General features: G+C 67.1%; 30 protein-coding genes and 2 tRNA genes. 11 read left to right on the plus strand and 21 right to left on the minus strand.

Going from position 1 to position 26941, the window contains the following annotated elements; translation table 11 throughout:
* Positions 1-105 precede the first annotated feature (105 nt).
* Positions 106-852: a phosphoglyceromutase gene (locus tag ACFQ50_RS21365; RefSeq protein ID WP_377997629.1), complete on the minus strand. Its 747-nt coding sequence runs from the start codon at positions 850-852 to the stop codon at positions 106-108.
* Between the two features lie 92 nt (positions 853-944).
* On the opposite strand from ACFQ50_RS21365, the gene ACFQ50_RS21370 reads away from it, so the two are divergent.
* Positions 945-1766, plus strand: coding sequence for a class I SAM-dependent methyltransferase (locus ACFQ50_RS21370; protein ID WP_377997630.1), 822 nt, complete (start codon positions 945-947; stop codon positions 1764-1766).
* A 46-nt stretch (positions 1767-1812) separates the two neighbouring features.
* Here the strand turns inward: ACFQ50_RS21370 and ACFQ50_RS21375 are convergent, their stop codons facing one another.
* Both ACFQ50_RS21375 and ACFQ50_RS21380 read right to left on the minus strand, forming a co-directional pair.
* Entirely contained in the window at positions 1813-2169 is a 357-nt protein-coding gene (locus ACFQ50_RS21375) for a DUF2516 family protein (RefSeq protein WP_377997631.1), read from the minus strand.
* A 9-nt stretch (positions 2170-2178) separates the two neighbouring features.
* A complete protein-coding gene (locus ACFQ50_RS21380) occupies positions 2179-3363 on the minus strand; it encodes a trans-sulfuration enzyme family protein (RefSeq protein WP_377997632.1) in 1185 nt (394 codons plus the stop codon).
* 115 nt (positions 3364-3478) lie between these two features.
* Here ACFQ50_RS21380 and tmk point away from each other — a divergent pair, with 115 nt between their 5' ends.
* The 3 genes from tmk to ACFQ50_RS21395 all read left to right on the plus strand — a co-directional run bounded on the left by tmk (position 3479) and on the right by ACFQ50_RS21395 (position 6913).
* Entirely contained in the window at positions 3479-4126 is a 648-nt protein-coding gene (tmk, locus tag ACFQ50_RS21385; protein WP_377997657.1) for a dTMP kinase, read from the plus strand.
* Positions 4123-5268: a DNA polymerase III subunit delta' gene (locus ACFQ50_RS21390; RefSeq protein WP_377997633.1), complete on the plus strand. Its 1146-nt coding sequence runs from the start codon at positions 4123-4125 to the stop codon at positions 5266-5268. Before tmk ends, ACFQ50_RS21390 begins: the two co-directional genes overlap by 4 nt.
* Positions 5269-5341: 73 nt before the next feature.
* On the plus strand, positions 5342-6913 hold the full coding sequence (locus tag ACFQ50_RS21395) for an alpha/beta hydrolase (protein ID WP_377997634.1): 1572 nt from the start codon (positions 5342-5344) through the stop codon (positions 6911-6913).
* An 89-nt stretch (positions 6914-7002) separates the two neighbouring features.
* On the opposite strand, the gene ACFQ50_RS21400 is transcribed toward ACFQ50_RS21395, so the two are convergent.
* On the minus strand, positions 7003-7788 hold the full coding sequence (locus ACFQ50_RS21400) for an HAD family hydrolase (protein ID WP_377997635.1): 786 nt from the start codon (positions 7786-7788) through the stop codon (positions 7003-7005).
* A gap of 225 nt (positions 7789-8013) precedes the next feature.
* Between ACFQ50_RS21400 and ACFQ50_RS21405 the strand changes: the two genes are divergently transcribed.
* The 3 genes from ACFQ50_RS21405 to ACFQ50_RS21415 all read left to right on the plus strand — a co-directional run bounded on the left by ACFQ50_RS21405 (position 8014) and on the right by ACFQ50_RS21415 (position 9592).
* Positions 8014-8086 (plus strand) — tRNA-Thr (locus ACFQ50_RS21405).
* A 515-nt stretch (positions 8087-8601) separates the two neighbouring features.
* Entirely contained in the window at positions 8602-9237 is a 636-nt protein-coding gene (locus ACFQ50_RS21410) for a signal peptidase I (protein ID WP_377997636.1), read from the plus strand.
* 7 nt (positions 9238-9244) lie between these two features.
* Positions 9245-9592, plus strand: a complete 348-nt coding sequence (locus ACFQ50_RS21415) for a hypothetical protein (RefSeq protein WP_377997637.1) — start codon at positions 9245-9247, stop codon at positions 9590-9592.
* 31 nt (positions 9593-9623) lie between these two features.
* On the opposite strand, the gene ACFQ50_RS21420 is transcribed toward ACFQ50_RS21415, so the two are convergent.
* From ACFQ50_RS21420 to ACFQ50_RS21450, 7 genes are all read right to left on the minus strand, one after another.
* Positions 9624-10571, minus strand: coding sequence for a hypothetical protein (locus ACFQ50_RS21420; protein ID WP_377997638.1), 948 nt, complete (start codon positions 10569-10571; stop codon positions 9624-9626).
* A 12-nt stretch (positions 10572-10583) separates the two neighbouring features.
* Positions 10584-10949, minus strand: a complete 366-nt coding sequence (locus tag ACFQ50_RS21425) for an SRPBCC family protein (RefSeq protein ID WP_377997639.1) — start codon at positions 10947-10949, stop codon at positions 10584-10586.
* A gap of 65 nt (positions 10950-11014) precedes the next feature.
* On the minus strand, positions 11015-11254 hold the full coding sequence (locus tag ACFQ50_RS21430) for a helix-turn-helix domain-containing protein (RefSeq protein WP_377997640.1): 240 nt from the start codon (positions 11252-11254) through the stop codon (positions 11015-11017).
* Positions 11254-11889 (minus strand): hypothetical protein, encoded by a 636-nt coding sequence (locus tag ACFQ50_RS21435; protein WP_377997641.1) that lies wholly within the window; start codon positions 11887-11889, stop codon positions 11254-11256. Before ACFQ50_RS21435 ends, ACFQ50_RS21430 begins: the two co-directional genes overlap by 1 nt.
* A gap of 175 nt (positions 11890-12064) precedes the next feature.
* Entirely contained in the window at positions 12065-12550 is a 486-nt protein-coding gene (locus ACFQ50_RS21440; protein ID WP_377997642.1) for a DUF805 domain-containing protein, read from the minus strand.
* Between the two features lie 565 nt (positions 12551-13115).
* Complete coding sequence (locus ACFQ50_RS21445) at positions 13116-13310, minus strand: hypothetical protein (RefSeq protein WP_377997643.1); 195 nt, start codon at positions 13308-13310, stop codon at positions 13116-13118.
* A gap of 272 nt (positions 13311-13582) precedes the next feature.
* A complete protein-coding gene (locus tag ACFQ50_RS21450) occupies positions 13583-13846 on the minus strand; it encodes a GlsB/YeaQ/YmgE family stress response membrane protein (RefSeq protein WP_003801204.1) in 264 nt (87 codons plus the stop codon).
* A 434-nt stretch (positions 13847-14280) separates the two neighbouring features.
* Between ACFQ50_RS21450 and ACFQ50_RS21455 the strand changes: the two genes are divergently transcribed.
* The 3 genes from ACFQ50_RS21455 to ACFQ50_RS21465 all read left to right on the plus strand — a co-directional run bounded on the left by ACFQ50_RS21455 (position 14281) and on the right by ACFQ50_RS21465 (position 15948).
* Positions 14281-14526, plus strand: coding sequence for a hypothetical protein (locus ACFQ50_RS21455; RefSeq protein ID WP_377997644.1), 246 nt, complete (start codon positions 14281-14283; stop codon positions 14524-14526).
* Between the two features lie 105 nt (positions 14527-14631).
* Complete coding sequence (locus ACFQ50_RS21460; protein ID WP_377997645.1) at positions 14632-15729, plus strand: hypothetical protein; 1098 nt, start codon at positions 14632-14634, stop codon at positions 15727-15729.
* A gap of 39 nt (positions 15730-15768) precedes the next feature.
* Positions 15769-15948: a hypothetical protein gene (locus tag ACFQ50_RS21465; protein ID WP_377997646.1), complete on the plus strand. Its 180-nt coding sequence runs from the start codon at positions 15769-15771 to the stop codon at positions 15946-15948.
* A 167-nt stretch (positions 15949-16115) separates the two neighbouring features.
* Here the strand turns inward: ACFQ50_RS21465 and ACFQ50_RS21470 are convergent, their stop codons facing one another.
* The 10 genes from ACFQ50_RS21470 to ACFQ50_RS21515 form a co-directional block, all read right to left on the minus strand.
* Entirely contained in the window at positions 16116-16961 is an 846-nt protein-coding gene (locus tag ACFQ50_RS21470) for an aldo/keto reductase (protein ID WP_377997647.1), read from the minus strand.
* Positions 16962-17073: 112 nt separating this feature from the next.
* Positions 17074-17517, minus strand: coding sequence for a hypothetical protein (locus ACFQ50_RS21475; protein WP_377997648.1), 444 nt, complete (start codon positions 17515-17517; stop codon positions 17074-17076).
* 6 nt (positions 17518-17523) lie between these two features.
* Positions 17524-18153, minus strand: a complete 630-nt coding sequence (locus tag ACFQ50_RS21480) for a bacterial proteasome activator family protein (RefSeq protein ID WP_377997649.1) — start codon at positions 18151-18153, stop codon at positions 17524-17526.
* 38 nt (positions 18154-18191) lie between these two features.
* Positions 18192-18656, minus strand: coding sequence for a GNAT family N-acetyltransferase (locus tag ACFQ50_RS21485; protein WP_377997650.1), 465 nt, complete (start codon positions 18654-18656; stop codon positions 18192-18194).
* Positions 18657-18658: 2 nt separating this feature from the next.
* Positions 18659-18877: a YbdD/YjiX family protein gene (locus ACFQ50_RS21490; RefSeq protein ID WP_377997651.1), complete on the minus strand. Its 219-nt coding sequence runs from the start codon at positions 18875-18877 to the stop codon at positions 18659-18661.
* Positions 18877-21177, minus strand: a complete 2301-nt coding sequence (locus ACFQ50_RS21495; protein WP_377997652.1) for a carbon starvation CstA family protein — start codon at positions 21175-21177, stop codon at positions 18877-18879. The genes ACFQ50_RS21490 and ACFQ50_RS21495 overlap by 1 nt, the downstream gene beginning before the upstream one ends.
* A 152-nt stretch (positions 21178-21329) precedes the next feature.
* Complete coding sequence (locus ACFQ50_RS21500; protein ID WP_377997653.1) at positions 21330-24203, minus strand: FtsX-like permease family protein; 2874 nt, start codon at positions 24201-24203, stop codon at positions 21330-21332.
* Position 24204: 1 nt separating this feature from the next.
* Entirely contained in the window at positions 24205-24939 is a 735-nt protein-coding gene (locus tag ACFQ50_RS21505) for an ABC transporter ATP-binding protein (protein ID WP_377997654.1), read from the minus strand.
* Positions 24936-25550, minus strand: a complete 615-nt coding sequence (locus tag ACFQ50_RS21510) for a PadR family transcriptional regulator (RefSeq protein ID WP_377997655.1) — start codon at positions 25548-25550, stop codon at positions 24936-24938. The genes ACFQ50_RS21505 and ACFQ50_RS21510 overlap by 4 nt, the downstream gene beginning before the upstream one ends.
* 127 nt (positions 25551-25677) lie before the next feature.
* Positions 25678-26661, minus strand: coding sequence for an NAD(P)H-quinone oxidoreductase (locus ACFQ50_RS21515; protein WP_377997656.1), 984 nt, complete (start codon positions 26659-26661; stop codon positions 25678-25680).
* A gap of 113 nt (positions 26662-26774) precedes the next feature.
* Between ACFQ50_RS21515 and ACFQ50_RS21520 the strand changes: the two genes are divergently transcribed.
* Positions 26775-26862: transfer RNA gene (locus tag ACFQ50_RS21520), tRNA-Ser, on the plus strand.
* Positions 26863-26941 lie beyond the last annotated feature (79 nt).

Here is a 26941-nt window from a genome sequence, read left to right on the forward strand (position 1 = left end):
CACCTGAGGTGACCGGCCGGCGTCGTCCGTTTCTGCTTGGGTAGGAGCCTGGTTTTCGGCAGGTTCAACCAGAGGCGGCAGGTTCAACCAGAGGCGAGCAGCGCGCTACTTCTTGCCCTGGTTGGCCACGGCCAGGATGGCCTGCTCGGCTGCCTCAGGATCGAGGTAGGTGCCCCCGGGGGTGATCGGCTGGAAGTTCTCGTCCAGGTCGTAGACCAGCGGGATGCCGGTGGGGATGTTCAGGCTGGCGATGGCGTCGTCGCTGATGCCGTCCAGGTGCTTGACCAGCGCGCGCAGGGAGTTGCCGTGGGCGGTGACCAGGACGGTCTTGCCGGCCTTCAGGTCTTCCTTGATGTCCGATTCCCAGTACGGGAGCAGGCGGATGAGGACATCCTTGAGGCACTCGGTGCGGGGCAGGTCGTCGCCGAGGTCCGCGTAGCGCGGGTCGCGGGACTGGGAGAACTCGCTGCTGTCGTCCAGGGGCGGCGGCGGGGTGTCGTAGGACCGGCGCCACAGCATGAACTGGTCCTCGCCGAATTCGGCCAGGGTCTGGGCCTTGTCCTTGCCCTGCAGTGCACCGTAGTGGCGCTCGTTCAGGCGCCAGTCGCGCTTGACGGGGATCCAGCCGCGGTCAGCCTTGTCCAGGGAGATGTTGGCCGTGTTGACGGCCCGCTTCAGGAGCGACGTGTAGAGGATGTCCGGGAGAATGTTGTTCTCAACCAGAAGTTCCCCACCGCGTGCTGCTTCCTCGCGGCCCTGATCGTTCAGGTCAACGTCCACCCAGCCGGTGAACAGGTTCTTGGCGTTCCAATCGCTGTGGCCGTGGCGCAGCAGAATCAACTTGTAAGTCATGATTTTCATCCTAGCCGAGCGCGGCCCACGGGTGCCGAGAGTTACATCACGCGGCAGCGCCGCCGAAAGGGGCTCCCCGATAGGCTGGGACGGTGGTGCAGAAAGCAGAGCGGGTGGTGACCAACCGGAGCAGCCGGGGCAAGCCGGTGGGCAACGTGACCCGCGGCACCACCAACCCGAACCGCATGCGCCGGCTGGACCGGTGGCTGGCGGGGCCGCAGGCCTGGCGGCTCCGGAGGGCCGCTGACCCGCTCGTGGTGGACCTGGGCTACGGCGCCTCGCCTGCCACCGCCGTCGAACTCTTTGAACGGCTCCGGGCGGTACGGCCGGATGTGCGCGTCTGCGGGATCGAAATCGAACCGGAGCGGGTGCGCGCGGCGAAGTCCCTGGAGCGCCCCGGCCTGAGTTTCCACAACGGAGGATTCGAACTTCCGGTGCCCGGGAATCCGGTGTTTGTGCGAGCGTTCAACGTGCTGCGGCAGTACGAGGAAGCGGATGTCCGCGGCATCTGGGAACTGGTGCATGGCCGGCTCGCCCCGGATGGCCTGTTCATCGACGGAACGTGCGACGAGATTGGCCGCCGCTCCGCGTGGATTGCCCTCGGTCCCGAGCGCCCGCTCAGCCTCACCATGTCGGTGCGGTTCGGGAGCTTCGGGCTGCCGTCCGGGATCGCCGAACGCCTGCCCAAAGCGCTCATCCACCGCAACGTTCCCGGCGAACGCATTTACACGCTGCTGCAGGCGATGGACCGGGCCTGGCTGGAGTCGGCCCCGCTGGCGCCGTTCGGCAACCGGCAACGGTGGATGGCCATGTGCCGTGCGCTGCTCGACGGCGGGTGGCCGGTGCAGGACGGGCCCTCGCGTTGGCGGTTGGGGGAACTTACCGTCGGCTGGGAAGCTGTGGCACCCGGCTAGCGCGGGTCACCAGGCCAACCGACCGTGGCCCACGCTCAGGCGGGCGTCACCAGGGGCCGTAGGGACCCATGTTCCGGCTGCCGCCGCGGCCGGCGTCCTTCACGGCCGGCCGGACATCGGCCAGGTATACAGAGGCCGCCACCACGGCTGCGAGGCCAAACAGGCCAAGCGGGCCGAGGAGGCCGCCCGACCCGCCGCCCAGCACGGACAGCGCTCCCACAGCCAGGCTGCCGCCGGTCAATGCCAGCCAGAACGTCTTGGTGCGCTTGCCAACAGCTTCGAAGGCGTTGGGCCGGTGGCGGACGCAGTCAAAGAAGGCCCACACCTCAAGGGCCAGTGCAATCAGCCCCAGAATGTAGTAGACCGTGTTCTCAACGTAGAAAATCAGTAGTCGTCCGTCCACCAGCCCAGCCTATCGGTCCAGCGCGTCCAGCGCCTGCTTCAAATCGGCCCAGAGGTCCTCGACGTTTTCGATGCCGACGCTCAGCCGCACCAGGTTCTCGGGGACGCTGGCGGGTTCCGCGGCGTGCCGGCGCCGCCGCTCAATGAGCGATTCAACCCCGCCAAGGGACGTGGCCGGCAGCCACAGGTTAAGTGCACGGACCAGCTTGTCCGCGGTTTCGGCGGCACCGAGCCCACCCGCAGCCGCGACCTGGACGCACAGAATGGAACCGAAACCCGTCATCTGCGACTTGGCGAGATCGTGGCCAGGGTCCGACACGAGGCCAGGGTAACGCACACTCTCCAGGGCCGGGTGCGCACTCAGACGCTCGGCGAGCACCGCCGCCGACGCCTGCGAACGCTCGATCCGCAGGGCCAGGGTCCGCAGCCCGCGCAGCGCCAGCCACGCTTCGAAAGGTCCGGCGATTCCGCCGTGGATGATGCGGTGGTGAAGCAAGGTTTCGCGCAGTTCCACGTTCGAGGTGACCAGGGCGCCCAGCACCACGTCGGAGTGGCCGGCCAGGTACTTGGTCACCGAGTGAAGAACGACGTCGGATCCCAGGCTGAGCGGCTGCTGCACCAAAGGGGTGGAGAAGGTGTTGTCAGTGACGACCACAGCGCCGGCGTCGTGCGCGGCCTGGGTCAGGGCACGGATGTCCGCGATGCCGAGCATCGGGTTGGTGGGGCTTTCCAGCCAGAGCATGTCCGCCGCTTTGCCGCCCTGCGGCGCAATCTGGGCCCTGACCGCGTCAGTGTCCGCGATGTCCACGGTGCGGAGTTCGAGGAAGCCCTTTTCTGCCAGCTCGGCTGCCATGACCAGCGATCCCGAATAGCTGTGGGATGGCATCACCAGGACACCCCCCTTGGGGATGAGGGAGAGTGCGGAGCTGACGGCGGCCAGGCCGGAGGAGTAAAGGAGCCCCGGCAGCGAGGCGCCCTCCAGCTGGCCCAGGGCCTCTTCGAACGGGTCCCACGTGGGATTGGAGTAGCGGCCGTAGCCCCTGTCGCCGTCGTCCAGCGCGCCAGTGCCGAAGTACGTGGAGGAGAGCACGATGGGCGGGTTGACCGGCGCATCGTGCTCGCGGGGCGGACGGCCGGCGGCCACGACCACCGTTTCGGCAGACAGGGAGGCGGCATGCTGATCGGAAAGACTCATGGTCACAGGGTACGTTGGCTGCCTGCCTGCGGGGAAAGCGGCTGCTTCCGGCGAGGCATCGAACCGGGTACCGGGCATTTTCGTCGGTGGAAATCGGTAGGCTGGATAGGTGAATATGCAGAGTTCCGGACTTTTCATCGCCTTCGAGGGCGGTGACGGTGCCGGCAAGTCGACGCAGGCGGCCCGGCTGGCCGGCGCGCTGGAATCGCGCGGCCTCACCGTGCTGCGCACCCGGGAACCCGGCGGGACACCCATCGGCGAGAAACTCCGGTCCCTGGTGCTGGACCACGGCCACGGCCACATTGACGCCCACACCGAGGCCCTGATCTTCGCCGCCTCGCGGGCCGCGCACGCCAGCCAGGTCATCAGGCCGGCCCTGGCCCGCGGTGAGGTGGTACTGACGGACCGCTACATCGATTCCTCGGTGGCTTACCAGGGCGCCGGCCGCGGCCTCGGCACCCACGCCGTGCGTAACGTCAACGAGTGGGCCACCTCCGGGTTGCAGCCGGACCTGACGGTGCTCCTGGATGTCCACCCGGCCGAGGGACGGAGCCGGCGCACCGCCGGAGATGCTGCCGAGGACCGGCTGGAATCAGAAGCCGACGAGTTTCACGCCCGGATCCGCCAGGCTTTCCTGGACCTCGCCGCGGCCAGGCCGGAGAGCTACCTGGTACTTGAAGCGGGGCTCCCCGTCGAGGAGATCGCGGGACTGATCCTGGAGCGCGTCGAAACACTCCTGGCATCAACGGACACGCAGCCATGACCGTCTGGGATGACCTGCAAGGGCAGCCAGCCGTCGTCGCCCAGCTGCGGCAGGCATCCATGGGTGAGGGGCTCACGCACGCCTGGCTGTTCACCGGCCCCCCGGGTTCCGGCCGCTCCAACGCCGCCAAGGCCTTTGCCGCTGCACTGAACTGCGACCAGGACGACGTCACCTTGCGCGGGTGCGGCACCTGCCCGGCATGCCTGACCATCCTGGGTGAAACCCACGCCGACGTTTCCTTTGTCCGTACCGAAAAAGTGACTATCACCATTGACGAGGCCCGCGATCTCGTGGCCAAAGCCGGCAACCGGCCGTCTTCGGCGCGCTGGCGGATCATCGTGGTGGAGGACGCCGACCGCATGGCCGAGCGCACCACCAACGTGCTGCTCAAGGCCATCGAGGAGCCCACGCCACGCACCATCTGGATGCTGTGCGCCCCCTCCCCCGCGGACGTCCTGGTGACCATCCGGTCGCGGTGCCGCGCGGTGGCGCTGAGGCTGCCGCCTGCCGCCGACGTCGCTGCCCTCCTGGTGAAGCGCGACGGCGTGGATCCTGCCCTTGCCGAGCGTGCTGCCCGGGCGGCCCAGAGCCACGTTGGCATTGCCCGGCGCCTGGCCCGCGACGCCGAGGCCCGGGAACGGCGCCTGGAGACCGTCCGGTTCCCCCTGGGGCTGCGGGGCATCACGGCCGCCGTGATGATGGCTGACAAGCTCGTGAAGATCGCCACCGAAGAGGCCACGAGCTCCAACGAAGAGCGTGACGCCGCCGAAAGGGCCTCCCTGTTGGCCACCCTCGGCGCCCCCGAGACCGGAACCCTGCCGCCCGCCATGCGCAGCCAGGTGAAGCAGCTGGAGGACGATCAGAAGCGGCGCGCCAAGCGTTCCGTCACCGATTCCCTGGACCGGACGCTGACCGACCTCCTCTCGTTCTACCGGGATGTCCTGATCATCCAGCTGGGGAACGCGGTGGAGCTGGTGAACGTTGAGCTGAGGAGCGAACTGGAAGAGTTTGCCCAAAAGTCCGGGCCGGAAGTGACCCTCGCCCGGATGGACGCCATCAACAACGCCCGCAAGCGGATCACCACCACCAACGTCGCTCCGCTGTTGGCCGTAGAGTCAATGGCCGCAAGCCTGATCCAGTAGCCTCACTACCGACCGCCATTTGCCTGACCGAGCTGACGCTGCCCACAAGCCGCCCACAAGGAGAAACCGCATGATGTCTGCACCGCCTCTGTCCTCGCGACCCCGGACCCTCGCGGCCGGGATGCGGGCGGCCGGCGCCATGGCGCTGGCCGTACTGCTGGCATCGTGCAGTGCCCTGGGCCTGTCCAAGGATGAGTCCTCCCGGAACAGCTCCACGGGACAGGCCGACCCCTCCATCGCGGCGGCCGCCCCGGCGGGACTCAAAGCCTTTTACTCGCAGACGATCACGTGGGAGCCCTGCGAGGACAAGATGCAGTGCGCCAAGGTCAAGGTGCCCGTCGACTACGCGAAGCCTGACGGCGACAGCATCGAACTGGCCGCGGTAAAGATCGCCAGCACCGGCGACAAGAAAGGCAGCCTCCTGGTCAACCCGGGCGGCCCGGGCGCGTCCGGCTACGACTTCGTCCGCGACGCCGGCACCAGCCACTTCTCCGAGAAGGTGCGCGCCAACTACGACCTCGTCGGTTTCGATCCGCGCGGCGTCAAGCGTTCGGCGCCCGTCACCTGCCTCACTGACAAGGAACGGGACGAGGCCCGGGCGAAGATCTACACGCCGGAAACCGATGCCGGGCTGGCGACCCTTCGCGCCGACAACAAGGCCATCGCGGCCCAGTGCGCGGAGCAGACCGGGCCCGTCCTCGGGCACATCGACACCGTCAGCGCGGCCAAGGACCTCGACGTCCTGCGGGCCGTACTCAACGACTCCAAGCTGAACTACATGGGCTTCTCCTACGGGACCTTCCTCGGGTCCACGTACGCGTCGCTGTTCCCGGATAACGTGGGGCGCATGGTCCTCGACGGCGCCATCGACCCCACCCTCAGCGCCGAGGACCTGACGCTGGGCCAGGCCCGGGCCTTCGAAAAGGCGCTGCGTGCCTACGTTGAGCATTGCCTGGGGGAGGAAGGCTGTCCCCTGAGCGGCACAGTCGACGACGGCGTTCAGCAGATCAGCGACCTCATCACTTCCGTGAGCCAGACTCCGCGCACCGCCAAGGACGGCAGGCTGGTGGGCGGCAACGCCTTCGTCAGCGGCCTCGTCGTTCCGCTGTACGGCAACGAGAGCTGGCCGGCCCTGACCCAGGCACTGGACGCCGCCATGAAGGGTGACGTCAGCCTCATGCTCCGCCTGGCCGACCTTGGCGCGGACCGCTCCCCCAACGGCAAGTACTCGTCCAACACGGCGCTGGCCTTCGGTGCCATCAACTGCCTGGACTACCCCATGAACAGCGATCCGGCCGCCATGCGCGCCGAAGAGCAGCGGCTCCGCGAGGCCGCCCCCACGCTCGGCTACTTCTTCGCCTACGGCGGGGCGAACTGCGCGGACTGGCCGTACAAGAACCTCCGCACACCGTCCGCCGTCAAGTACAGCGGCTCCGCGCCGATCGTCGTCGTCGGCACCACCGGCGACCCGGCAACGCCGGTGGACTGGGCCAGCGAACTGCGGAAGCAGCTGGGCAACGCGTCCCTGCTGACCTTCAAGGGCGAGGGGCACACCGCCTACGGCCGTTCCAACACCTGCATCAGCAACGCCGTGGACACCTACCTCGTGGATGGCAAGGAGCCTGCGGACAACACCGTCTGCTGACCCCTGCGGCCGTGGCGGGCGCGGCGGGCGCGGCGGCCGGGCTGCTGTTAGCCGCAAAGTCGGCTGCTGCGCACTTCAGCGCTGGAGCCTCAGTGCCGGGATGCCCGCCGCTCCAGGAGTGCCGGAAGGTCCTTGATGGAGGGCAGGACGTCGGTGGCACCGGCACCGCGAAGCGACGCCTCGGAGTTAGATCCGGTCAGCACCCCGGCAGCAACGGATGCCCCGGCGCGGAGACCGGAATGGATGTCCGCGGCGGAGTCCCCCACCACAGCCACTTTCCGGACGTCGTCGATGTCCAGGGCCAGGACCGCCGTCAGAACCATGTCCGGGAACGGCCTGCCCCGGCCGGCGTCCGCGGGGCACAGGCTGAGGTCCGCCAGGCCCATCCAGCCCAGGGATTCCAGCACCATGTTCTGCGTGTGGCGCCCGAAGCCGGTGGCCAGGCAGACCTTGATGCCGGCGTCCCGGAGCCACCCGATGGTGTCCTCCGCCCCCGGGACGGCCCGGACTCCGCCGTCGGCAATAAGCTCGTCGCAGTTCAACTCGAACCTTTTGTTGGCGCTGGCCGCCGCCTGCGGGTCCTCGAACAGTTCGGCGAAAACCGTCATCCGCGAGATGCCGGAACGCTCCCGCGCATAGCGCAGCATGCCTTCGAAGCCCGCCGAACCGGCCGCAACTCCCTGTTCCACCAGCGTGCGGGACATCGCGCGGTCCATGAGGCCGCCGTCGTACACGGTTGTACCCACCATGGCCAGCACCGCGAGCCGGACGGGCACGCCCTGCTCCGCCGCGTCCGCATCCGCGTTCGTAACCGCATTCGTAGGGATGGCAGTGCCAACTACGCTGCCGGTTGAGATTGCGCTGTCTGGTGTCATGGTTGAGCTCCTTTGCCGCTGGTGCGCAGGCATGCTGCGCCACATGTTTGGATCCAGCATCGCGGCCGTTGCTGTTGTTGGCCTGAACCGGATCCGACGGCGGAATGAACGTCCCGCCAACGTCAATCGCAGCCTGCGGGGCGCTCATTTTGACCCGGACGCGGGGACTCTATTACAGTTGTCTCTTGCATGAACCGGCCGGTTTCCCCGGCTGATTGGTGCGGTGCTTCCTTAGCTCAGTCGGTAGAGCGTTTCACTCGTAATGAAAAGGTCATCAGTTCGATTCTGATAGGAAGCTCGGGAAGAACCCCGTATTGTCGCTCGTTCGGCGGCGATACGGGGTTTTTTGCTGGTTTCGCCCGCAGGCGCCGACAGGCCCCGGGCACACCTTCCGCCGCCCCTCGGCGCAGGTACCGCTTCACCCGGCGGCGGTAAATCTTTACCCGGGAACGGACCCGCGGTGTACTCCCCGACAGCGTCTGCGTCCCGGGCCAACCCTGCAAAGCCAGCCTGGCGACAGGTTTTCTTGAGCCAAGATTGATCGACCCTCGATGGGTCCTTGAGTCAGTGCGGGCAGAGTGTTCGTTACCGGCACGGAAGACCGGTGTTACGAAGTCCGCACGCCGGGCTCCTGATAGAACGGACGTTCGCCGTCATGGGCCGCAGCCTGAACACCGCCACCGGCAGAGCCGTCGCCGCCGTGGTCTTCACCGGCACCCAGCCCTCCCGGCCAACAAATAACCCACACACGTCCCCTCCGTCGTCTGGCCCCAGAACCGCGGCGGAGGGGGCCCACCCGTAAGGCAGTGTGCCATGACAGCAGCAGCAACGCCGGCGGCCAAGGCGCCCGGGCCGGTGGTCCCCGACAAAGGCCGGCTGCTGCTGAAGGCCGGCCGCCTGCTGGTGCGCACGGCTGGATCTGTGCTGCTGGCCGTGGCCGTCGCGGCTTTTCTTTTCGTGGCCGTTGGCCCCAGTTTCCTCGGCTACCAGAGCAGCATTGCGCTCACCGGTTCCATGGCTCCGACGATCAACCCGGGGGACGTCGTCGTCACCGTACCGTCGCCGGTCAACTCCCTGAAGACCGGCGAGATCATCAGCTACAGGATCCCGGTACAGGACCGGCGCGTGGAGACGCACCGGATCGTCGAGCTCACCCGAAACAGCGACGGCAGCACCACCGTGCGGACCAAGGGCGACGCGAACGACGACGCCGACCCCTGGCTGGCGACCTTCGAGGGCGACACCGTGGACGTCCACGCCGCGACAGTCCCGTACCTTGGCACCGTGATCCAGGCACTGCGCGAACCGGCGGTGCTGATGGCTCTGACATACGGGGCTCCCGCGGTAGTGGTCTTCGTCATGCTGGCCAGGATCTGGCGGAAGGGCCCCGACGCTGCTGACGGGTCCAGAAACGGGGCGGATGGTGCAAAAACACCGGCCGCAGGCTGAGGCACCCGTGCCGACCCTGGACGTGCAGCACCTCCGGGATCTGGCGAAAGATTGTTCGACGGCGGCAGCCGAGGCTTTCGCGGACAACTACACGGCCCTCCTCACAGTGCGCGTTGACCGCATCATCCGGAGCATCGGCGTCGGGCACCGGGAGATGGCGATGGATGCCACCCTCAGCCTCCGAACGGCGTCGTCAATGGCTGGCGCCCTGCAGATGAGTCACCTGTGCACTCAACTGGAGGAGGCCCTGGTGGACGCTGACCTGGCCGCTGCTGCCGTCGTGGCGCGGGACATCGACCTTCACCTACCGGAACTGCAGGAGGCCCTGGCCAGCCGGCCGCGCCCGGACGAGTAAGTCCGGGCACCGTGGGCCCGGGCTTGCGCTGTCAGCCCTGGGCGCAGGCCGCCGCCACAAAGTCGTAGATCTGCCCGCGCAGTACTGTGCCGGCCGCGATCTTCACCTGCCCCTCACGCCCTCCGACACTCACCCGCAGGGGCAACAGCGTGCCCACTTTGTCCTCGGCGATAGCATGCGGATCGCAGCGGGCAGGGCGGATCCGCAAACGCAGTTCAAAACGTGGCGCGCCCTGCGCAATGCGGACGTTCCGCGGCCACGGTTCCTCCGCCGGCTCGGCAATCAGGGTGGTTCCGCCGATGCCCGCGATGGTCATCGTCCTTGTGTCCCTGCCGGCGCCGGCCGCTGCCTTCGGCGTGATGACCAGGCGGACGACGGCGGTGCGGGAGTCCGGGGCCACCTCAAGGCTGCGGTCCAGGACGATGTCCGCCACCGCGGCAGCTTCCGCAGCGAGGCACAACTCCAGGTTGTTCCGCTCGAGGACCCCGAACGGGTCGACGGCGGCGGGTGCCACCTCCCGCAGTCCGGCGTGCCCGGGCTCCGAATACCTCACGGTGGCGACCGGCTGCGGCGTGCCCGGTTGGTCCTGGCCGCAGACCGGGGCCGGAAGCCGGGCCGGAAGACTCTTGGGCTGGCCGGGAGGCAATTCGAGGCCGCCGCCAGCCGGCTCCCACCGGATGTCCCCTTGAAACAGCGGTGACCTCAGCTGCGCCGCAGCAACGGTCAGCGAACCGCCGGACACATTGGTAAGCAGAAGCTGGATGGCCTGTTTTCCGTACTGGTCGCGCGACTGGTTTACCTCCACCGTTATCGGCAGGGGCTCGGCAGACTGCTGTGGCTCCGGCGCGGTGCAGGCCGCCAGTGCAGGAACCGCCGCCGCCAAGGAGGTCGCGGCCAGGATGGCGAGACGCCGGCGTGAAGGCGATCCGGGCGCATAAGTACGCGGGCCGCGGATCTGTTGTTCATGCAACAAGTCCACGGCCCGAGCCTGTCAGAGCTGCCCGGTGGGGCCGCTGTCCTCGACTTCGCCGCGCCAGCCACCGGTTTCGGTGCCGCGTGATTCGACGAAGTCCTTGAATTTGCGCATGTCCGACTTCACCTGCATTTTGTCGATCTTCAGGGCCGCGACCGCTTTCTCAGTAACGGTTTCCGGCGCCCATTCGAAGTGGACTTTCACTTTGGTGTGATTGGCGTCCAAGGGCGTGAACCTGATGATGCCGGCAAGGGACTTGCCGTCGGTGCTGCGCCAGGCGATCCGGTCATCCGGTTCCTGGTCCACGATTTCCTTATCAAATGCCTGTTTCACGCCGCCGACCTTCGTAACCCAGTGATTGGTGGTGTCGCCGTCTTCTGCCACAGCAACCGCCACCTGAACGGTAGGTCCGGTGGCTTCCTGTGTCCAGACCCTGCAGGTTGCCAGGATCAGGGCAAGCCGGCGGTGCCGCCTGAGGTGACCAGAAGGTCCCCGACCTGGCAGCCCAAGGTGTCACAGATAGCCGTCAGGGTGGAGAACCTGATCGCTTTGGCCCTGTCGTTTTTCAGCACCGACAGATTCACCAGGCTGACGCCGACCCGTTTGCTCAGTTCGGTCAGTGTCATCCCGCGGTCTGCCAGCAGCTCGTCGAGCCGGCAATGGATTCCTGAGGTTTCGTCCGCCGGCATCAGACCAGGCCCTCGGTGTCCTTTTGCAGCCTGCCGCCATACTGGAAAACGCCGGCAACAAGAATCAGGGCGATGCCCACCACCAGCGGAGCGGCGTTGAAGTTCAAGGAGAAGAAGTAGTACTCCCCCGCCACGCGCCCGTTTACTCCAATGAGGTCGGCCAGGCGGCTCCGGGCAATCGAATCGAGGACCTGCCCCGCTGTCCCGGCCAGAGCGAGGACGGCTCCCCCTGCACCAACGAGCCACGCAGAACCAGGGGTGAAGAGAATTTTGCTCCGAAGCCGGTAGGCCAGCAGGAAAATCAGCGCCAGAACGGCAAGAATGCCGAGCTGGTTCAGGGCCCCCGCCCAAGCCAGCAGTGCGGCGGGACCGGGAGGAAGGACAGGGATCGTCGCGTCCAGGGCCGTGTACTGTCCGGAAGCACCCAGCGACAATCCGGACACCATCTGGCGCGGTGTCGCCACCGGAAGCGTGAGGGTCACCTTCCCGGCAGAGGAATCAACGATGCCTGTCACCGTCATGGCGGTCGTCAGAACACCTGCGGCCGCCGAGGCAACCATCAGAAAAAGCGCATCCGCCCTGGAGACGATCCTCTTCCAGCCTGTCGCCGGAATGTCGTATTTGGTAGCGTTCATCAATCCCCCAGGTATCGAAACTCGTTAATAACGACAATCGATAACATAGGCCTTCACAAAGCCGACGTCAATGCCCCGACTGGCAGTCCGCTGCCCTTCACAGGGCAAAAGGAACCCGCCGGGACGGTCAGGTGATCCGTCGTCGGCGGGTTCCTTACGGCAAGGCCGTCTCCGTTCAGGCAGTCGGCGCGTCGAACCGCTGCCCTTCGGGCTTAGACGGCAGGATGGTCAGGACCAGCAGCGCTATGGCTCCAAGGAACGGCACCAGAACCAGCAGCACAAACCAGCCGCTCAGGTTCACGTCGTGCAGGCGCCGTGCAGTCAGGGCCAGGGAAGGCACAATGGTGGCCAGACCCCAGATGATGGCCAGGATGAGTCCAACCGTGGCACCCGGACCGGGCACAGCCGTACCGTCGGCAGTTACGGTTGCTCCCCCTGCGCCCCCAGCAGCCGTGACGATGTTGATGACGATGCTGACCACGATCGCGACGAGCGCCCACCACCAGTACTCACTCCGGCTGGCCCGGCCAGAGAACGTGGCGTACTTCTTGAAGAACCGGCGGACTGCCACCGGAAAGGGCGCCCCGTAGTACGGTGCCCAGAGCGGCGGTTCGCCGGCGCCCGCTTGGTAGGCCTGCTGCGGATATTGCTGATAGCTCATGGATTTCCCCCCACGGGTTCTGAGTTACGAGACGACCCCATCGTAGGGGCCAAACTGACGGATCAGCCCTTCGATGGAGAAAATTTACTGCAATTTTCACTGCGTGAATTGATAAGTGCGGAGGTTTCGGATTCCCGAATTGGCTGCAGCCTCCAGGGGGCTGCCTGCGGTACCAGTTCGCTTTGCTACACGTCACCTAGAGTGGGGCCATGGCAGACGCAATGAAGTCACTCAGTGAAACCTTCAGAAATGTAGGCGTTTCCAGAGCCTATGGGGATCCGGTCCGGCTCGGCGGGACAGAGATCGTTCCCGTTGCGCTGGTCTCTTTCGGGTTTGGCGGCGGCACGGAGGGCGGCGATCCGGAGGGAGCGGGTTCCGGCGGTGGAGGAGGCGGATTCGTCTTCCCCCTGGGTGTGTATACCCACGACGGCGGCCGGCTGACTTTCCGTCCAAATCCCCTGTCTATGACGGCTTGCCTTCTACCGCTGGTATGTGCCGTCGGGTTTGCGCTGCGCGGTGCACTCCGGGCGCGGCGGTAACGGTCCCTTGTTTCGGCCGGAAGTCGCTACGCGACGTCGTCGGCGATGTTCCGGTCGGACAGGTGGGCCAGCAGGGCCTCTTCCGGATTGCCCGGGTTTTCCTCGAGGTGGCGCAACAGGCTGCTGCGAACGTCGGGGCCAGTGGCAACCGCAGAAAGTACATCGACGATGACGTCCATTACCTGGCGGCGTATCGTCCAATCCTCCGAAGCGTATGTCACGTGCACCTCCTATCCGGCCGCGAGCCCTTTCCCCCGACTGTTCTACCGATCGATACTGTTCCCCCGGCCGGTATCTTCACTTCCTGCGTCCCTGCTTGGCCGCGGAGGCGCAGATACCAGTGGGGCCGACCCTTACTTTGGCCGGCCCCACCTGCAGATCCCAATGCAATGAAATCTTGAGCTGTCCGGATGGATATCTTTTTAGACGATGCCCATCCGCACACGGTTCAGAAGGATGCCACTCCGTTGTTCAGACCCGGCACCCGAACAGGTTAGACCCGGCTTCTGCGAGTGACGGCGCCGTAAATCAGCAACACAATGACGGCTCCGAGGATGGACAACAGCCAGGTCCTGAGGTCGAAGAAGTCACCCAGGCCGCCGCCGAAGATCAGCGAACCGATCCAGCCGCCGAGGATGGCCCCGACGACGCCCAAGACGAGGGTGACTATCCAACCGCCGCCCTGCCTCCCGGGAAGAATGGCTTTTGCAATGGCCCCGGCAATCAGACCGAGCAGGAGAAATCCAAGAATTCCCATGACGCACTTTCCTTTCCACCAGACAGGTACCGCGGGTGTGGCACCGGCTATATTGATGAGTTAATCAGCATGCTTAGTAGCTGGCAAGCACCCGATGCCCGTGCCCCGAAAATTCTCTTGTCAGTCCTGTGGGGCGGTGCTATAAAAATCGGTATCAGCCAGCATCGGAAACTGAGTCAAGGAGGGGTCCCCCGGCAGCAAGTCAACGCCTCATGGACCGGGACGGGAGACCGGTACACGCCAAGCTGCTTATTGGGCGAAGAGCTTTCAGAGAACGCCACAGCGCATAGTGTGCAGGTGCAGCATCATTAGCGTGCGGATCCTATTCCCGCTAAGTGGTCCCCGGCCGCAGGAGCAGCCGGGGACCACATCACCCTAGCTGCGGAGGGGATCGCAGCATCCGGAGTTCTTGATCTGGTTGTGGTGGGATTCCAGTGGACCAGGCGACAATCGTCAGCTACGCCCTCGGCTATATCGCCGTTGCTATAGCCGTTTTTCTCATGTTTCTGCCGGCGCTCGCTGTTCTTGGCCTGCTTCTGCTTGGGGCCGGCGCCGTGCAGGTGATCGTTCTACTCATCAATGCAATGGCCGTTGGCCTCTACAAAACTGTCCTGAGGATGTACCACCATCTGCTGGACAGGTGGCAAAATCGCCCGCGCAGCAGGCTGACCGCCCACTAGAGGCTGGCCGCCCGCCAGGGCGGAGCCCGGCCGCGGCTCCCGCCGGAGCGCCGCCGGGTAGGAGGGCATGCAGAAACCTGCCCACCGATACATATGATGGCTGTCATGGAGGAGGAACTGGAGCGCGCCGCCCAGGCCTTGTACGCGCTTCCCTTCGACGAGTTCATCGCCGCGCGCACTGCTGCCGCCAAGGATGCTGCCGCATCCAGCAAGCCCCTTGCCCAGGCGATCCGGAGCCTGCCAAAGCCGTCCGTGGCCGCCTGGACCGTCAACATGCTGGCGCACCACGGCCCCGACGCCGTTCAGCAGCTCAGGACTCTCGGACAGACTATGCAGGAGGCCCAGGCTTCACTCGATGCCGCGGCCCTGAGGGAGCTTGCCAAGGAACGGCGGAAGCTCCTCGGCACCGTTGTGGGTGAAGCTCGGCTCGCCGCTGAAAAGCAGGGCCGGAAGGTGAGCGGCGCAGTTGCCACCGAAGTGGAAGAGACACTGCGGGCCGCCACCGCGGATCTGGCGGCCGCCGCCGCCGTCGAAAGCGGTTTGCTCCTCCGCGGGCTGTCCGCCGACGGCGTTGACCAGGTTGATCTCAGCGACGCCGTGGCGGTTCCGTCCGCCCTCGGCAAGCTGCCGCCGCGGCGGCTTCCGACCCAGCGGCCCACCGAAGCGCAGCGGCCCACTGAAGCACAGCGCCCAGCAGGCGGAACGCAGAGCCCGGCCGTTGGGGCACCGAAGGGCCGTCGGCAGGAACCATCCGCCGCAAAGGCTCCGACCAGCAGGAACGCACGGACCCAGCCGCCGGAAGCCGCTTCCCGGGCGGACACCGACGCCGTCGCCGTCGGGCACGAAAAGCCGCGCCTCCAGGCCGTCCGTACCGCTCGCCGCCCCGTCACGCCGTCCCTGCTGGAGAAGGCCGAGGCAGCGCTGGCGGAGGCGGAGGAAACGGCTGCTGACGCCGCAGTCGAGGCAGCGCGCCGCGCCCACGTCCAGGAGGAGGCCGCAGCAGACTTCGTCCGGCTCACAGCCGAAGTCAACGAGGCCCGGCAGCGGGTCCGGGCCTTGGAGCTCTCACTCGATGCCGCGCGCAAGGAACGCGAGACAGCCGCCGCTGAGGCGAAGCAGTACGCCCGGGCAGCGGAGAAAAGCGAGCGGTCCGCGGTGCTGGCGAAGGAACGTGTGCTCCGGCTCCGCAACACGCCGGACTGAACTGCCAAAAATGTCAGACCCCGGTTGCACGATGGAGCCATGGAGATTAATCAGGAATTCCACGTAACGTACTTCGACGCCGACTGCGGCCGGGTCCGCACCGAGGTCTTCGACACCGCGGCGGCGGCAGAGCGCTTCGCCAGCCACAGCATTACTGGCGAGGACGGCTGGGCCACCGTCGACGCCGTCCCAGTCCGGCAGGAACAGCTCGCCGCCTGATGCCGGCAAAGCCTGCCCGGCCTAGCGTGAACAGCCGCGGCTGATCAACGGGGCTGAGCGGCCGGGGTTAGCAACGGGGCTAAGCAGCGGGGGGGGTCCAAACGAAGAGGCCCCGCCCCGTCCGCTTGAGCGGACGCGGGCAGGGCCTCTCAGCGGGCCGCTGGGAATTAGGCGAAGTCGGAAACTGCCGGGTCCGGGCCGATCCGGCCGCTTCCTTCCGAGGTGCGGTCCAGTCCATTGATGGCCTCAACGTCCCCGGCGTCCAGCGTGACGTTCAGGGCGTCAAAGTTCTCACGGATCCTGGACTCGGTGACGGACTTGGGGATGACGACGTTTCCGATGGCGAGGTGCCATGCGATGACCACCTGCGCCGGAGTGGCGTCGTGCTTCTGTGCGATGCCTGCAATGACCGGATCCGACAGGAGCTCACCGCCCTGTCCCAGCGGAGACCAGGCCTGGGTCAGGATGCCGCGGGAGGCGTTGAATTCCCGCAGGTCCGACTGGTTGAAGTATGGGTGCAGTTCCACCTGGTTGATGGCCGGAACCACGCCGGTCTCGTCGATGATCCGCTGCAGGCCTTCGGTGGTGAAGTTGGAGACGCCGATGGACTTGACCTTGCCGCGCTTCTGAAGCTCGATCAGCGCCTTCCAGGTGTCCACGTACTTGTCCTGCTTGGGCTGGAGCCAGTGGATCAGGTAGAGGTCGAGGGTTTCAAGGCCCAGGCGCTCCAGTGACTCCTCGAACGCGGCAAGCGTTGATTCGTAACCCTGGTCGGCGTTCCAGAGCTTGGTGGTGATGAAGGTTTCCTCCGGCGACAGGCCGGAGCTGGCAATCGCCCGGCCGACGCCGGATTCGTTGCCGTAGATCTTGGCGGTGTCGATGTGGCGGAACCCGGCCTGGAACGCCTGGAAGACAACCTTCTCGGCTACGTCGTCTTCAACCTGCCATACCCCGTAGCCCAGCTGGGGAATGGTGTTGCCGTCATTGAATGTCAGTGTTGGTGAAGAAGTCATTTGTCCATCCTGCCAACAATCAAACGTGAATCGCACGGAATATGACGAAGCTAAGCTAGCCGCGTAACGGCGCGTCACGGGGAATATTTCGGCAGCAGGATAATACCGCCGCTCAGGACTCCGCGAGCCGCCGCTCGGCGTCGGCCACCTGCTCGAAAACAGTCTCCGCCCGGCGCCAGACAGAGGCCGCGCCAACGGGCACCGGTCCCACGGCGAGGCGCAGCATCGCGGCCGCTTCGGCTGTGGCGGCCAGCGAGTTGCCTGCCTTGGACAGCGAGCGGTGAACGCCTGACAGGCTATGCGGAATATCCAGACCGTCGCTGGGCGACCGCCGCTGCGCCTCAACGCAGATCTCCCGGACGCGTCCGGAAAGCCCGGCCAGCTGGTTGGCTATCTCCACCAGCTCTCCGTAAAGCTGGTCGTCGTCCACGCCCTCGAGCACCTGGTGGTACCGGTCCAGTCCGCGGTGGAACCGGTCATGGGCGCGGCGCCACAAGCCCTTGCCGAGTTCAGCGTCGTCTTTCCGCCCTTGCCGGGCGGCCGTGAAAAATCCCAAAGAGGCCTACAAATACTGGCCGGGGCCGTGGTCGGGGTCTTCCTTGCGGCCCGGGTGCAGCGGGTCGGCGCCGGCCTGGGGTGCCTTGGCACGCTGCGGCTCGCCGTTTTCACCGATGACGACGCCGGGCGCAATGACGGTGCCCGGCGGAAGCTGCCGGAGCTGCATCTGGGCAAGGGTGTGCTCCCGGGCTGCGTGCTGGGCGGCGATCGCCGTCTGGATGCCGTGGAACAGTCCCTCCAGCCAGCCCACCAGCTGGGCCTGGGCGATCCGCAGTTCGGCGTCCGAGGGCGTGGCGTTGTCCGGGAAGGGCAGGCTGATCCGTTCCAGCTCCTGCACCAGTTCCGGCGCCAGGCCGTCTTCAAGCTCTTTGATGGAGCGTTCGTGGATCTCCGCCAGGCGGCCCCGGGCGGCGTCGTCCAAGGGTGCGGATTTCACCTCTTCCAGCAGCTGCCGGATCATGGTGCCGATCCGCATGACCTTGGCGGGTTCATCCACGAGGTCCTGCAAGTTGGCGGCCTTCGACTTCTCCGCCTCGGCGGGGCGATCAGCGGGCCCCGCGTCCAGGGTGGTGCCCTCCACCGGCTCCTCGTCCTCCGCCGTCCGGGTGGGTTGAGTGTCTTCGGGATCGCTCATGCGTTCATACTCTCACGGGCCCGGAATGCCGAGTCCAGTCAATGAAGCTCCTTGACCAGGATTTCGCCTTCGTCAGCAGCGAAACCGCATTTGCGGTAGAAGCCGACGGCGTACGTGTTGGCCGGAACCCACACCTCCGCCACTCCATTGCGCCTCATCCAGGCCTCCATCTCCGTCATCAGTGCCCGGCCGATGCCCCGGCGGCGCCATTCGGCGTGGGTGCCCATCTCCATCAGCAGCAGCTCCGCCCAGGGGCCGGGCGTCCGGCGCCGCTGGATGCAGCAGTGGAGGAAACCCACCGTCTGTCCCCCGGCCTCCGCCAACCAGAAGAGAACCGAGGGGTCCGCGAGGAAGTCCCGGGCGCCGTCGGGGTTCAGTTCCCCCGACGGCGCCGTTCCCGGTTCCTCGTCAAAGAGATTGTCAGCAGCTGCCAGCGCGACGAGCGCGCCGGCATCCGCCGGCCCGATCCTGCGGACAGCGATTCCGGCCGGCAGAACAGCCATGGTCAGCAGCACCTGCCCTGCGGGTTGGTGTCCTGACGGTCCGTCCGGTCCCGCCAGAACGCGCGCTCGTCCATGGGCGGCGTGCCATGGCCGGCCGCCGCATGGTGCTCGAGGTACTTCCGGTAGGCGTCAGCCCCCATGACCCCCTGCAGATACTTAGCGACGCCACGGAAGGCCTGGGCCACCCGATGCAGGCCAACCCGTCCGGCTGCGGCAGTCATCAGTGGTGGCCCGCCCGCTCAACTCGCAGGTCCGCGGGCACATTGTTCCACTCCGCCATGAGCTCGCGTTCGGCGGCGGTCGGGATCAGCCCGGCGGGCGCATAGACACGCGAGGGACGTGGCCGGTCCTCGTTGTTGACGTTGGGGACCCCGGCCGTCGTGTTCCGGAAGGCCTTCACGGTAGCCACCACCGCGGTGACCATCACAATGATGCTCAGGACCACGAAAATGACGGACAGCCAGCCTTGGATCATCGTGTTGCGGACCACCGCGTCCATGGCCGCCGCAGTCTTGGCGGTGCCGAAGGAGGCCTTCCCGTCGGCCAGGGCCTTGCTGAAGGCGGCGTTGTTGGCGAAGTACCCCACCGCCGGGACGGTGGAGAAGATCTTGTGGATGCTTGCCGTGATGGTGACGACGGCGGTGAAGGCCAGCGGCACGGCAACAATCCACAGGTATTTGAAGGAGCCGCGCTTCGCCGCGATGGCCATGCACACCGCCAGGGCGATCGCGGCCAGCAACTGGTTGGCGATGCCGAACAGCGGGAACAGGGTGTTGATGCCGCCCAGTGGGTCGGTGACGCCCATCAGCAGCACCGCGCCCCAGGCGACCACCATGATGGCCGTGCAAAGCCACGCGCCGGGCCGCCAGGACGCCTCCCTGAACTTCGGGGCAAAGTTACCGATCGAATCCTGCAGCATGAACCGCGCAACGCGTGTTCCGGCGTCGACCGCGGTGAGGATGAACAGCGCTTCAAACATGATGGCGAAGTGGTACCAGAAGGCCATCATTCCGGTGCCGCCGATGAACTGCTGCATGATGTGGGCAAGGCCCACGGCCAGGGTGGGAGCGCCGCCGGAGCGCGAGACGATGCTTTCCTCGCCCACGTTCGAGGCGGTCTGGGCCAGAACGTCGGGAGTGATGTTGACGCCGGCCAGGCCGAGTCCGTTGACCCACTGGGCGGCCGTCTCCACGGTTCCCCCGGTCAGCGCCGCGGGGGCGTTCATCGCGAAGTAAATTCCGCGGTCGATGGAAATGGCCGCGACAAGCGCCATGATGGCCACGAATGATTCCATCAGCATGCCGCCATACCCGATGAAGCGGGTCTGCCGCTCCTTCTCGATGAGCTTCGGCGTGGTGCCGGAGGAGATCAGGGCGTGGAAGCCGGACAGCGCGCCGCAGGCGATGGTGACGAACAGGAACGGGAACAGGGCGCCGGAGAAGACCGGACCGTTCTCGCGGCCCGCGAACTCGCTGAAGGCGGGAACGGTGATTTCGGGCCGAACGACGATGATGGCCACGGCGAGCATCGCAATCACGCCGATCTTCATGAACGTCGAGAGGTAGTCGCGCGGCGCAAGCAGGAGCCACACGGGCAGGATGGCGGCGATGAAACCGTAGACGATCAGACCCCACGCGATGGTGACCTTGTCGAGGTGGAAGAACGCGGCGCCCCATTCCGTGCCTGCAACGGCGCCGCCGCCGATGATGGCCGCCATGAGCAGCACGAAGCCGATGATGGAGACCTCCATGACCTTGCCCGGACGCAGGTACCGCAGGTAGACGCCCATGAAGAGCGCGATTGGGATGGTCATGCCCACGGAGAACACGCCCCAGGGGCTCTCCCCCAGGGCGTTCACGACGACGAGCGCCAGGATCGCGACGATGATCACCATGATGAGCAAAGTGGCCACGAGGGCGGCCGTGCCGCCGATGACACCAAGTTCCTCACGCGCCATCTGGCCGAGGGAACGGCCGCCACGGCGCATGGAGAAGAACATCACCAGGTAGTCCTGGACGGCTCCTGCAAGGACGACGCCGATGATGATCCAGATGGTGCCGGGGAGGTACCCCATCTGGGCCGCGATAACGGGTCCCACGAGCGGGCCGGCCCCTGCGATGGCGGCGAAGTGGTGCCCGAAGAGGACGTTGCGGTCCGTGCGGACGTAGTCCTTGCCGTCGGCCTTGTACTCCGCAGGCGTGGCGCGGCGGTCATCGGGCTTCAGCAGATACCGCTCAATGACCTTCGAGTAGAAGCGGTAGCCGATCAGGTAGGTGCACACCGAGGCAAACACGAACCAGATGGCGTTGACTGTTTCGCCCCTGACGATTGCCAGCATGAACCAGGCCACGCCGCCCAGGAGTGCGATGGCTACCCAGGTGGCGACCTTCGCCGGGGTCCATCTGCGCTCCTCGGCGTCGCGGACCGCGTCATCAACAGACGCCGGCGGCAGCCCTTCGTCGGCGGCGGGGTTCAGGTCCTCGGCCGCCGTTCGGGTCCCGTCCTCAGGCATGGTGCCCATGTCTCCTCCTTGAGATTCCCAGCTGGCACGGAGTGTGCCACGGGCACCCTACCAACGGGCAGGGCTGCAATCGCGGCCATTTGCGGAGCGCTGCCGGGGGAATCGCCCAGCGGTCCCGGTGCTGCGGTGAGTGGCGGGGTGCCGGCCGGCTATCAGGTGCCGGAGCTCCGCCGGGACACGGGCAGGTGGGCACGCGCGAAGACCCAGGCCAGTGCGCTGCCGGTCAGCGGCACTGCAACGAGCAGGGCCAGCAGCGGCATCCACGGGACGACCGGCTCTGCAAACATCCGGGTGGCGCCGATGAGCAGAACTGCGGGCACCACCCCGGCGGCCACTCCCAGCGAGGTGCCAAGGGACGCGGTCATGAGCGACTGCGCACCGGCCAGCGCCTTCCGCAGGCGCGGCGGCGCACCAACCCCCGCGAGCGTCATGTGGTCTGCACGGGCATCGGCGAGCGCCAGGCCCGTGGTGATGCCGGCCGCGCTGAGCGTGATGAGTGCGCTGGTGCCAACGATCAGCCACAGGAGTTCGGACCCGGTTCGGTCCGCTCCCGGCTCTACGTAGAAACCCATCGCCTGGATCCGGTACACCTGTGCCAGTGCCGCCGACGCCCTGTCCTGTTCAGCGGCTTGCGGGTACGCGGACAGCTGGGCGAGCAGAACGGAGTTGCCGACGCGGATGCCCAGCCTGGACGCGGTCTCCGGCGGAAGCACACCGTAGAAGGGGACCGGAACGTCCGGCGCATCCACGACTGCCGGCAGCTCTGTGTTGCTCAGGGGCTTGCGGGCAGCGACGGATCCGGGGCCGGGAACAGACTGGCGCACGTCGTAGGACTGGAGGGTGGTTTTCCCGTCTTTCTCGAAGACAGGATTGCTGACCACCATTCCGCCGCTGTTCAATGCGTCCACCGCTGCAGGGCTGGGTTCCCGTCCCAGCAGTGCGCGCAGCTCGTCGACGCCGCCAACCACCAGCTGCGGAAGCTGGCCGGAGGTGCCGGCGGGGAACATCGAGCCGTTGCAGCGCCAGTCCTGCCCGTCCAGGACGCGGCCCTGCGGCGTTGCCGGGCATTCGTGGCCGGCAGGCACGGCCAGCTTGTATTGCCGGCAGTCCACGCCGGCGTTGCTGGCGGGAAGGGATCCGTCGGCCGAAGCCTGCATGTCGCACTTGCTCAGCACCGGGCCCTTCAGGACCTGCGTCCACTGCACGGTGCTGAGCTCCCGCTGCAGCGCCGCGGCTACGCCGGCCGGGTCAATGTCCGGGGCGGGCGCCGCCCCCGGAGACTGGACAGGCGCGGTTTCCAGCGGCAGCGAAACCTGGTTTTCCTGCGCGGCCCACATGTGCGTGCGCTTCGCCTCCTCCATCTGGCTGGCGGAGAGGACCATCGCGGCACTGGCCAGCGTGGCGGCGGCAAGGACTGCCGCCACGGCGGGCACAGTGCGGCTCCGGTTCCTGGCAGAGTCACGGGCGGCCATCCGCAGTGGCAGCGGCAGCCAGGCGGTGCGTGCGGTCAGGATTTTCACGAACGTCCCGGTGAGCAGCACCAGGGCCATCACCGCCATGACCGCGCCGCCGGTAAGCAAAGCCGCGACCAGCGGGGTACGGGCAGCGACGGCGTCCAGGTCACCGGTCAGTCCCAAGGTCCGCCCGGCCGCCAGGCAGATAACGGCCACACCCAGCAGAAGGGCTCCCACGCGTGCCGGCCAGGGCCCCGAACCAGCCGGTGCGCGGCCGGACTTCAGGGCGCCCAGCACCGCCTGCCGCGCAACCTGCCGGGCAGGAACCACCGCGGCCAGGAAACAGGCCAGCAGGCCCATGGCCATAGCAGCGGCGGTGGGCAGGATGTCCAGGTGGAAACCGGGAAAGCGGACTGAGCCCAGGTGCCTGGCTGCCGCCACCACCGCGGCGGCCCCGCCGGCGCCCAGCACGGCCCCGGCAACCACGGCGATGGTCCCAAGCCACAGCCCTGCGGCGGTCACCACTGCCCGGACCGTGGGTGCTTCGGCGCCGCTGGCGGCCAGCAGGGCGAGCTCGCGGACCTGGCGCTTGGCGCCCACTGCAAAGGCTGCGCCGGCCAGGAGCCCCACTTCGAGCAGGGCAAGTGCCCCGAACAGCACGCCGGTAACGTAACCGGCGGCGGGCATGGCGGAGCCGGCACCGGCCGCGCCGCCCGCCGCGGCCTGTGGCGGATCGAGGGCGACGCTCCGGGAGAGCACGGCAATGCCGGACCTGTTCAGGTCACGGATCTGGTCCCATGTCACGGGTGTTGGACCCACGAGGTAGTACATCGTTTCACCGAGCGGACCCCGCTGCGCGGCAGGACCGTCCATCGCCGCCTGGCCGGGCCTGAGGAACAGGATGGGGTTGCCGTCCGAGTAGGTGGCATCCCGGAGGGTGCCGACGACGGCGAAGGTGCCGTCCGCCGTCGTCAGCCTCTCCCCGAGACCGATCCCGAAGCGTTCCAGCGCGCCCGGTGAGACGAGGATTTCGTCATCAGCGGCGGCCTGCCGGCCCTCCAGAAGAGTGTATTTGCCGGTGAAGGCGGGGTTCAGGGCGTCAACGGCCTTGGCCATCACCGGGACGTCGGACGTGCCGCCACCGGACGCGCCGGCACGGGACCCGCCGGCCCTGACCGTGAGCGTCAGCTGCGTTTCGGTCAGGACTTCGTAGCCGGCGGGGATGGCAGCCCGCGGATTCCGCGGTCTGAAGTCCCGATCGACGGTGAAGTTCCGCGTCATGGTTGCCGTCTCGACCACGGGGTCCTGTACCGTCTCGGCGTTGGAGGCGGGCATGCTCCGGAACCGCGCCTGCGTGTTCCCCAGCTGGTACTGCACCCGCTCCGCCGGCGTTTCCTGCGTGCTTTGCGCCAGCGCCGCGGCACCGGTCATGCCGGCAACGGGCAGCAGGATCAGGAGGATGATCAGCAGAGAGCGGCCTCGGTGCCGGCTGATGTCCCGGCGCGCCATCCGGAGGGCAAGGCGGAAACTGTGCCAGCGGCCGTGCGGCACGGGCGCAACGTCAAGGGCCATCTCAGCCGGCCGGTGCCAGGAGAATTGCGGGATCGTGCATGGCCGCTGCCTCGTCCACGATCCGGCCGTCGCGGATAAACACCACGCGGTCCGCCCACGCCGCATGGCGTGCCTCGTGCGTGACCAGCATGACGGCGGCGCCATCGTCGGCCCGGGAGCGGAGCACCTCCATCACGCCGTGGCCGGTGGTGGAATCCAGCGCGCCGGTGGGTTCGTCGGCGAGGATCAGCCGGCGGCTCCCCACGATGGCGCGTGCGATGGCCACGCGCTGTTGCTGCCCGCCGGACATTTCATCCATGAACCGGTTCGCCAGCTCCGGGATCCCCACCTGCCGCAGGGCGTCCAGTGCCTGCCGGTGCGCTTTCCTGGCCGGCACGCCGTCGAGCTCGAGCGGCAGGGCGACATTTTCCGCGGCCGACAGTGTGGGCACCAGGTTGAAGTCCTGGAAGACGTAGCCAACGGCCCGGCGGCGGAGCCGTGCCAGCGCGTTCAGCCCCAGTCCTGCCAGTGGCGTTGACTCCACAAAGACACCGCCCGACGTCGGCCGGTCCAGTCCGCCGGCCAGCGCCAGCAGGGATGATTTTCCGGATCCGGACGGCCCCATCACCGCAACGAATTCCCCGGCGTTGACCGTGAGGTCCACATCCCGGAGGGCGGCAACGGCCGTCGCTCCCTGCCCGAACGTCCTGCTGACCTTGGCGAGCTCGAGGACCTGCTGCGGCCCCTGCACACTCACCGGCGGTTCTCCGCCGTGAGCGGGGCAGCCTCTTCCACAGTGACCCCGTTGGACGGTTTGCGTGCCTGGCTGCGCGTCCCGGAGGCCTGTGCCAGCTGCACCATCCGGGCCTCGCACAGGTCCAGCCAGCGGACCTCTGCCTCCGTCTGGAAGATCAGCGAATCCAGCACCAGCAGCCAGGCCGTGTCCGCCGCCCGCTGGTTGGCGGCGGTGTCCCGGCGGGACTTCGTGTAGTCCTGGAGGGCGCGCATGGAAGCGGCGCGCTGGGCCTGGATGATGGCTGCCACGTCCACCCCGGGCAAGGTGACCGCGAGCGCCAGCTTGATGGCGAGCTCGTTCCGCGGCGGGTTGCTGCGCTCCACCGGCGTCGCAAACCAGCCCTGCACCTCGGCCCTGCCGGCTGCGGTGATGCTGTATACGACGTGGCCTTCGCCGTCGCCGCCGTCGTTGCTGACCAGGCCGTCACGTTCCAGCCGGTCGAGGGTGGTGTAGACCTGCCCGATGTTCAGCGGCCAGGTGGAGCCGGTGCGGTCTTCGAATTCGACCCTGAGCTGGTAGCCGTAACGCGGCTGGTCCTGCAGGAGGGCGAGGAGGCTGTGGCGGATGGACATCTGGCTCCTTGGCTGGAAGTCGGCGGCATGCACGCGCCCCCAAGACGCGTGCATACCGCGTATGTTCAGAGCCTAGCCGGTCTTTCGGGCTATCGCAATACTGAGTATCTATCGTCCCGCTGCGGCGTTACATCACCAGCAGGACCTTGCCCACGTGCTCGCCGGAGTCGAAGTACCTGTGAGCCGCCCTGGCCTGGTCCAGCGGAAAGGTCTTGGCCACCAGCGGGTGGATCCGGCCATCAGCGACGAGGGGCCAAACGGAGTCCCGGACCGCCGTCATGATGACGCCCTTCTCCGCGGCCGGGCGGGGCCGGAGCGCCGTGGCCACGATGGCCGCGCGTTTGCGCAGCAGTTGGCCGAGGTCCAGTTCCCCCTTGGCGCCGCCCTGCAGCCCGATGACGATGAGCCGGCCGTAATCCGCCAGCGCATCAACATTCTTCTGCAGGTACTTGGCGCCCACAACGTCCAGGATGACGTCGGCTCCCTTGCCCCCGTTTTGGGCGCGGAGGCTCTCGGCGAAGTCTTCCTCTGCATAGTTGATGGCGATGTCCGCACCAAGGAACGCCTTGGCGGTACTGACTTTTTCGTCGGTCCCCGCGGTGGCAGCCACGGTGGCACCCAGGGCCTTGGCCAGCTGGATGGCCATGGTGCCGATGCCTCCCGTGGCGCCGTGGATCAGGACCGTCTCCCCCGGCTGCAGCTGCGCGGTCATGACCAGGTTTGAGTAGACGGTGGCCGCCACCTCAGGCAGGGCCGCAGCGGTAACCAGGTCCACGCCGTCGGGAATCCTCAGCACCTGTTCCGAGGGCACCGCGACCTGCTGCGCGTAGCCGCCCCCGGACAGCAGCGCCACCACCTTGTCCCCGATGGAAAACGGCTTGGTGACGCCGGGGCCGAAGCCCGCGATCCTGCCGGAAACCTCCAGCCCGGGGATCTCCGAAGCACCCGGCGGGGGCGGGTAGTAGCCCCTCCGCTGCTGGACGTCGGCGCGGTTAAGGCCCGCTGCCACAACATCGATGAGGACCTCGCCCTGGCCCGGCTCGGGAGCCGGCACCTCGCGGATTTCCAGCACTTCCGGCCCGCCGGGCTCCGAGATAAAGACGGCTTTCATGGCGAACTCCCGATTTCTAGCTGATTCCTGCCCCAAAAATACTGTGCACCGGCGACAACTGCCACGCGGCGGTTTTTGTTGGAGCCAACTGCCTATGAAACACTACTAGTTAGGGAAGGTTGTCCGAGCGGCCGAAGGAGCTGGTCTTGAAAACCAGTGTGCGGTAACCCCGTACCAAGAGTTCGAATCTCTTACCTTCCGCGCAGGGCCGGCGCGGTGCGAAATGCACCGCAATGACGGCCATTTTGAAGGCCGGCCGGGCCAACCGAAAGGTTGGTCC

The organism is Arthrobacter sp. NPDC056493, assembly GCF_042795115.1.
Taxonomy (GTDB): Bacteria; Actinomycetota; Actinomycetes; order Actinomycetales; family Micrococcaceae; genus Arthrobacter.

Coding starts and splice junctions, on each gene's coding strand:
- ACFQ50_RS21435 (WP_377997641.1), bottom strand. CDS start 11,889: ATGAACGCTACCAAATACGACATTCCGGCGACAGGCTGGAAGAGGATC.
- ACFQ50_RS21495 (WP_377997652.1), bottom strand. CDS start 21,177: ATGGGCACCATGCCTGAGGACGGGACCCGAACGGCGGCCGAGGACCTG.
- ACFQ50_RS21465 (WP_377997646.1), top strand. CDS start 15,769: ATGGAGATTAATCAGGAATTCCACGTAACGTACTTCGACGCCGACTGC.
- ACFQ50_RS21460 (WP_377997645.1), top strand. CDS start 14,632: ATGGAGGAGGAACTGGAGCGCGCCGCCCAGGCCTTGTACGCGCTTCCC.
- ACFQ50_RS21410 (WP_377997636.1), top strand. CDS start 8,602: ATGACAGCAGCAGCAACGCCGGCGGCCAAGGCGCCCGGGCCGGTGGTC.
- ACFQ50_RS21500 (WP_377997653.1), bottom strand. CDS start 24,203: ATGGCCCTTGACGTTGCGCCCGTGCCGCACGGCCGCTGGCACAGTTTC.
- ACFQ50_RS21480 (WP_377997649.1), bottom strand. CDS start 18,153: ATGAGCGATCCCGAAGACACTCAACCCACCCGGACGGCGGAGGACGAG.
- ACFQ50_RS21430 (WP_377997640.1), bottom strand. CDS start 11,254: ATGCCGGCGGACGAAACCTCAGGAATCCATTGCCGGCTCGACGAGCTG.
- ACFQ50_RS21390 (WP_377997633.1), top strand. CDS start 4,123: ATGACCGTCTGGGATGACCTGCAAGGGCAGCCAGCCGTCGTCGCCCAG.
- ACFQ50_RS21510 (WP_377997655.1), bottom strand. CDS start 25,550: ATGTCCATCCGCCACAGCCTCCTCGCCCTCCTGCAGGACCAGCCGCGT.
- ACFQ50_RS21440 (WP_377997642.1), bottom strand. CDS start 12,550: ATGAGCTATCAGCAATATCCGCAGCAGGCCTACCAAGCGGGCGCCGGC.
- ACFQ50_RS21395 (WP_377997634.1), top strand. CDS start 5,342: ATGTCTGCACCGCCTCTGTCCTCGCGACCCCGGACCCTCGCGGCCGGG.
- ACFQ50_RS21515 (WP_377997656.1), bottom strand. CDS start 26,661: ATGAAAGCCGTCTTTATCTCGGAGCCCGGCGGGCCGGAAGTGCTGGAA.
- ACFQ50_RS21400 (WP_377997635.1), bottom strand. CDS start 7,788: ATGACACCAGACAGCGCAATCTCAACCGGCAGCGTAGTTGGCACTGCC.
- ACFQ50_RS21365 (WP_377997629.1), bottom strand. CDS start 852: ATGACTTACAAGTTGATTCTGCTGCGCCACGGCCACAGCGATTGGAAC.
- ACFQ50_RS21485 (WP_377997650.1), bottom strand. CDS start 18,656: ATGGCTGTTCTGCCGGCCGGAATCGCTGTCCGCAGGATCGGGCCGGCG.
- ACFQ50_RS21380 (WP_377997632.1), bottom strand. CDS start 3,363: ATGAGTCTTTCCGATCAGCATGCCGCCTCCCTGTCTGCCGAAACGGTG.
- ACFQ50_RS21450 (WP_003801204.1), bottom strand. CDS start 13,846: ATGGGAATTCTTGGATTTCTCCTGCTCGGTCTGATTGCCGGGGCCATT.
- ACFQ50_RS21490 (WP_377997651.1), bottom strand. CDS start 18,877: ATGACTGCCGCAGCCGGACGGGTTGGCCTGCATCGGGTGGCCCAGGCC.
- ACFQ50_RS21470 (WP_377997647.1), bottom strand. CDS start 16,961: ATGACTTCTTCACCAACACTGACATTCAATGACGGCAACACCATTCCC.
- tmk (WP_377997657.1), top strand. CDS start 3,479: ATGCAGAGTTCCGGACTTTTCATCGCCTTCGAGGGCGGTGACGGTGCC.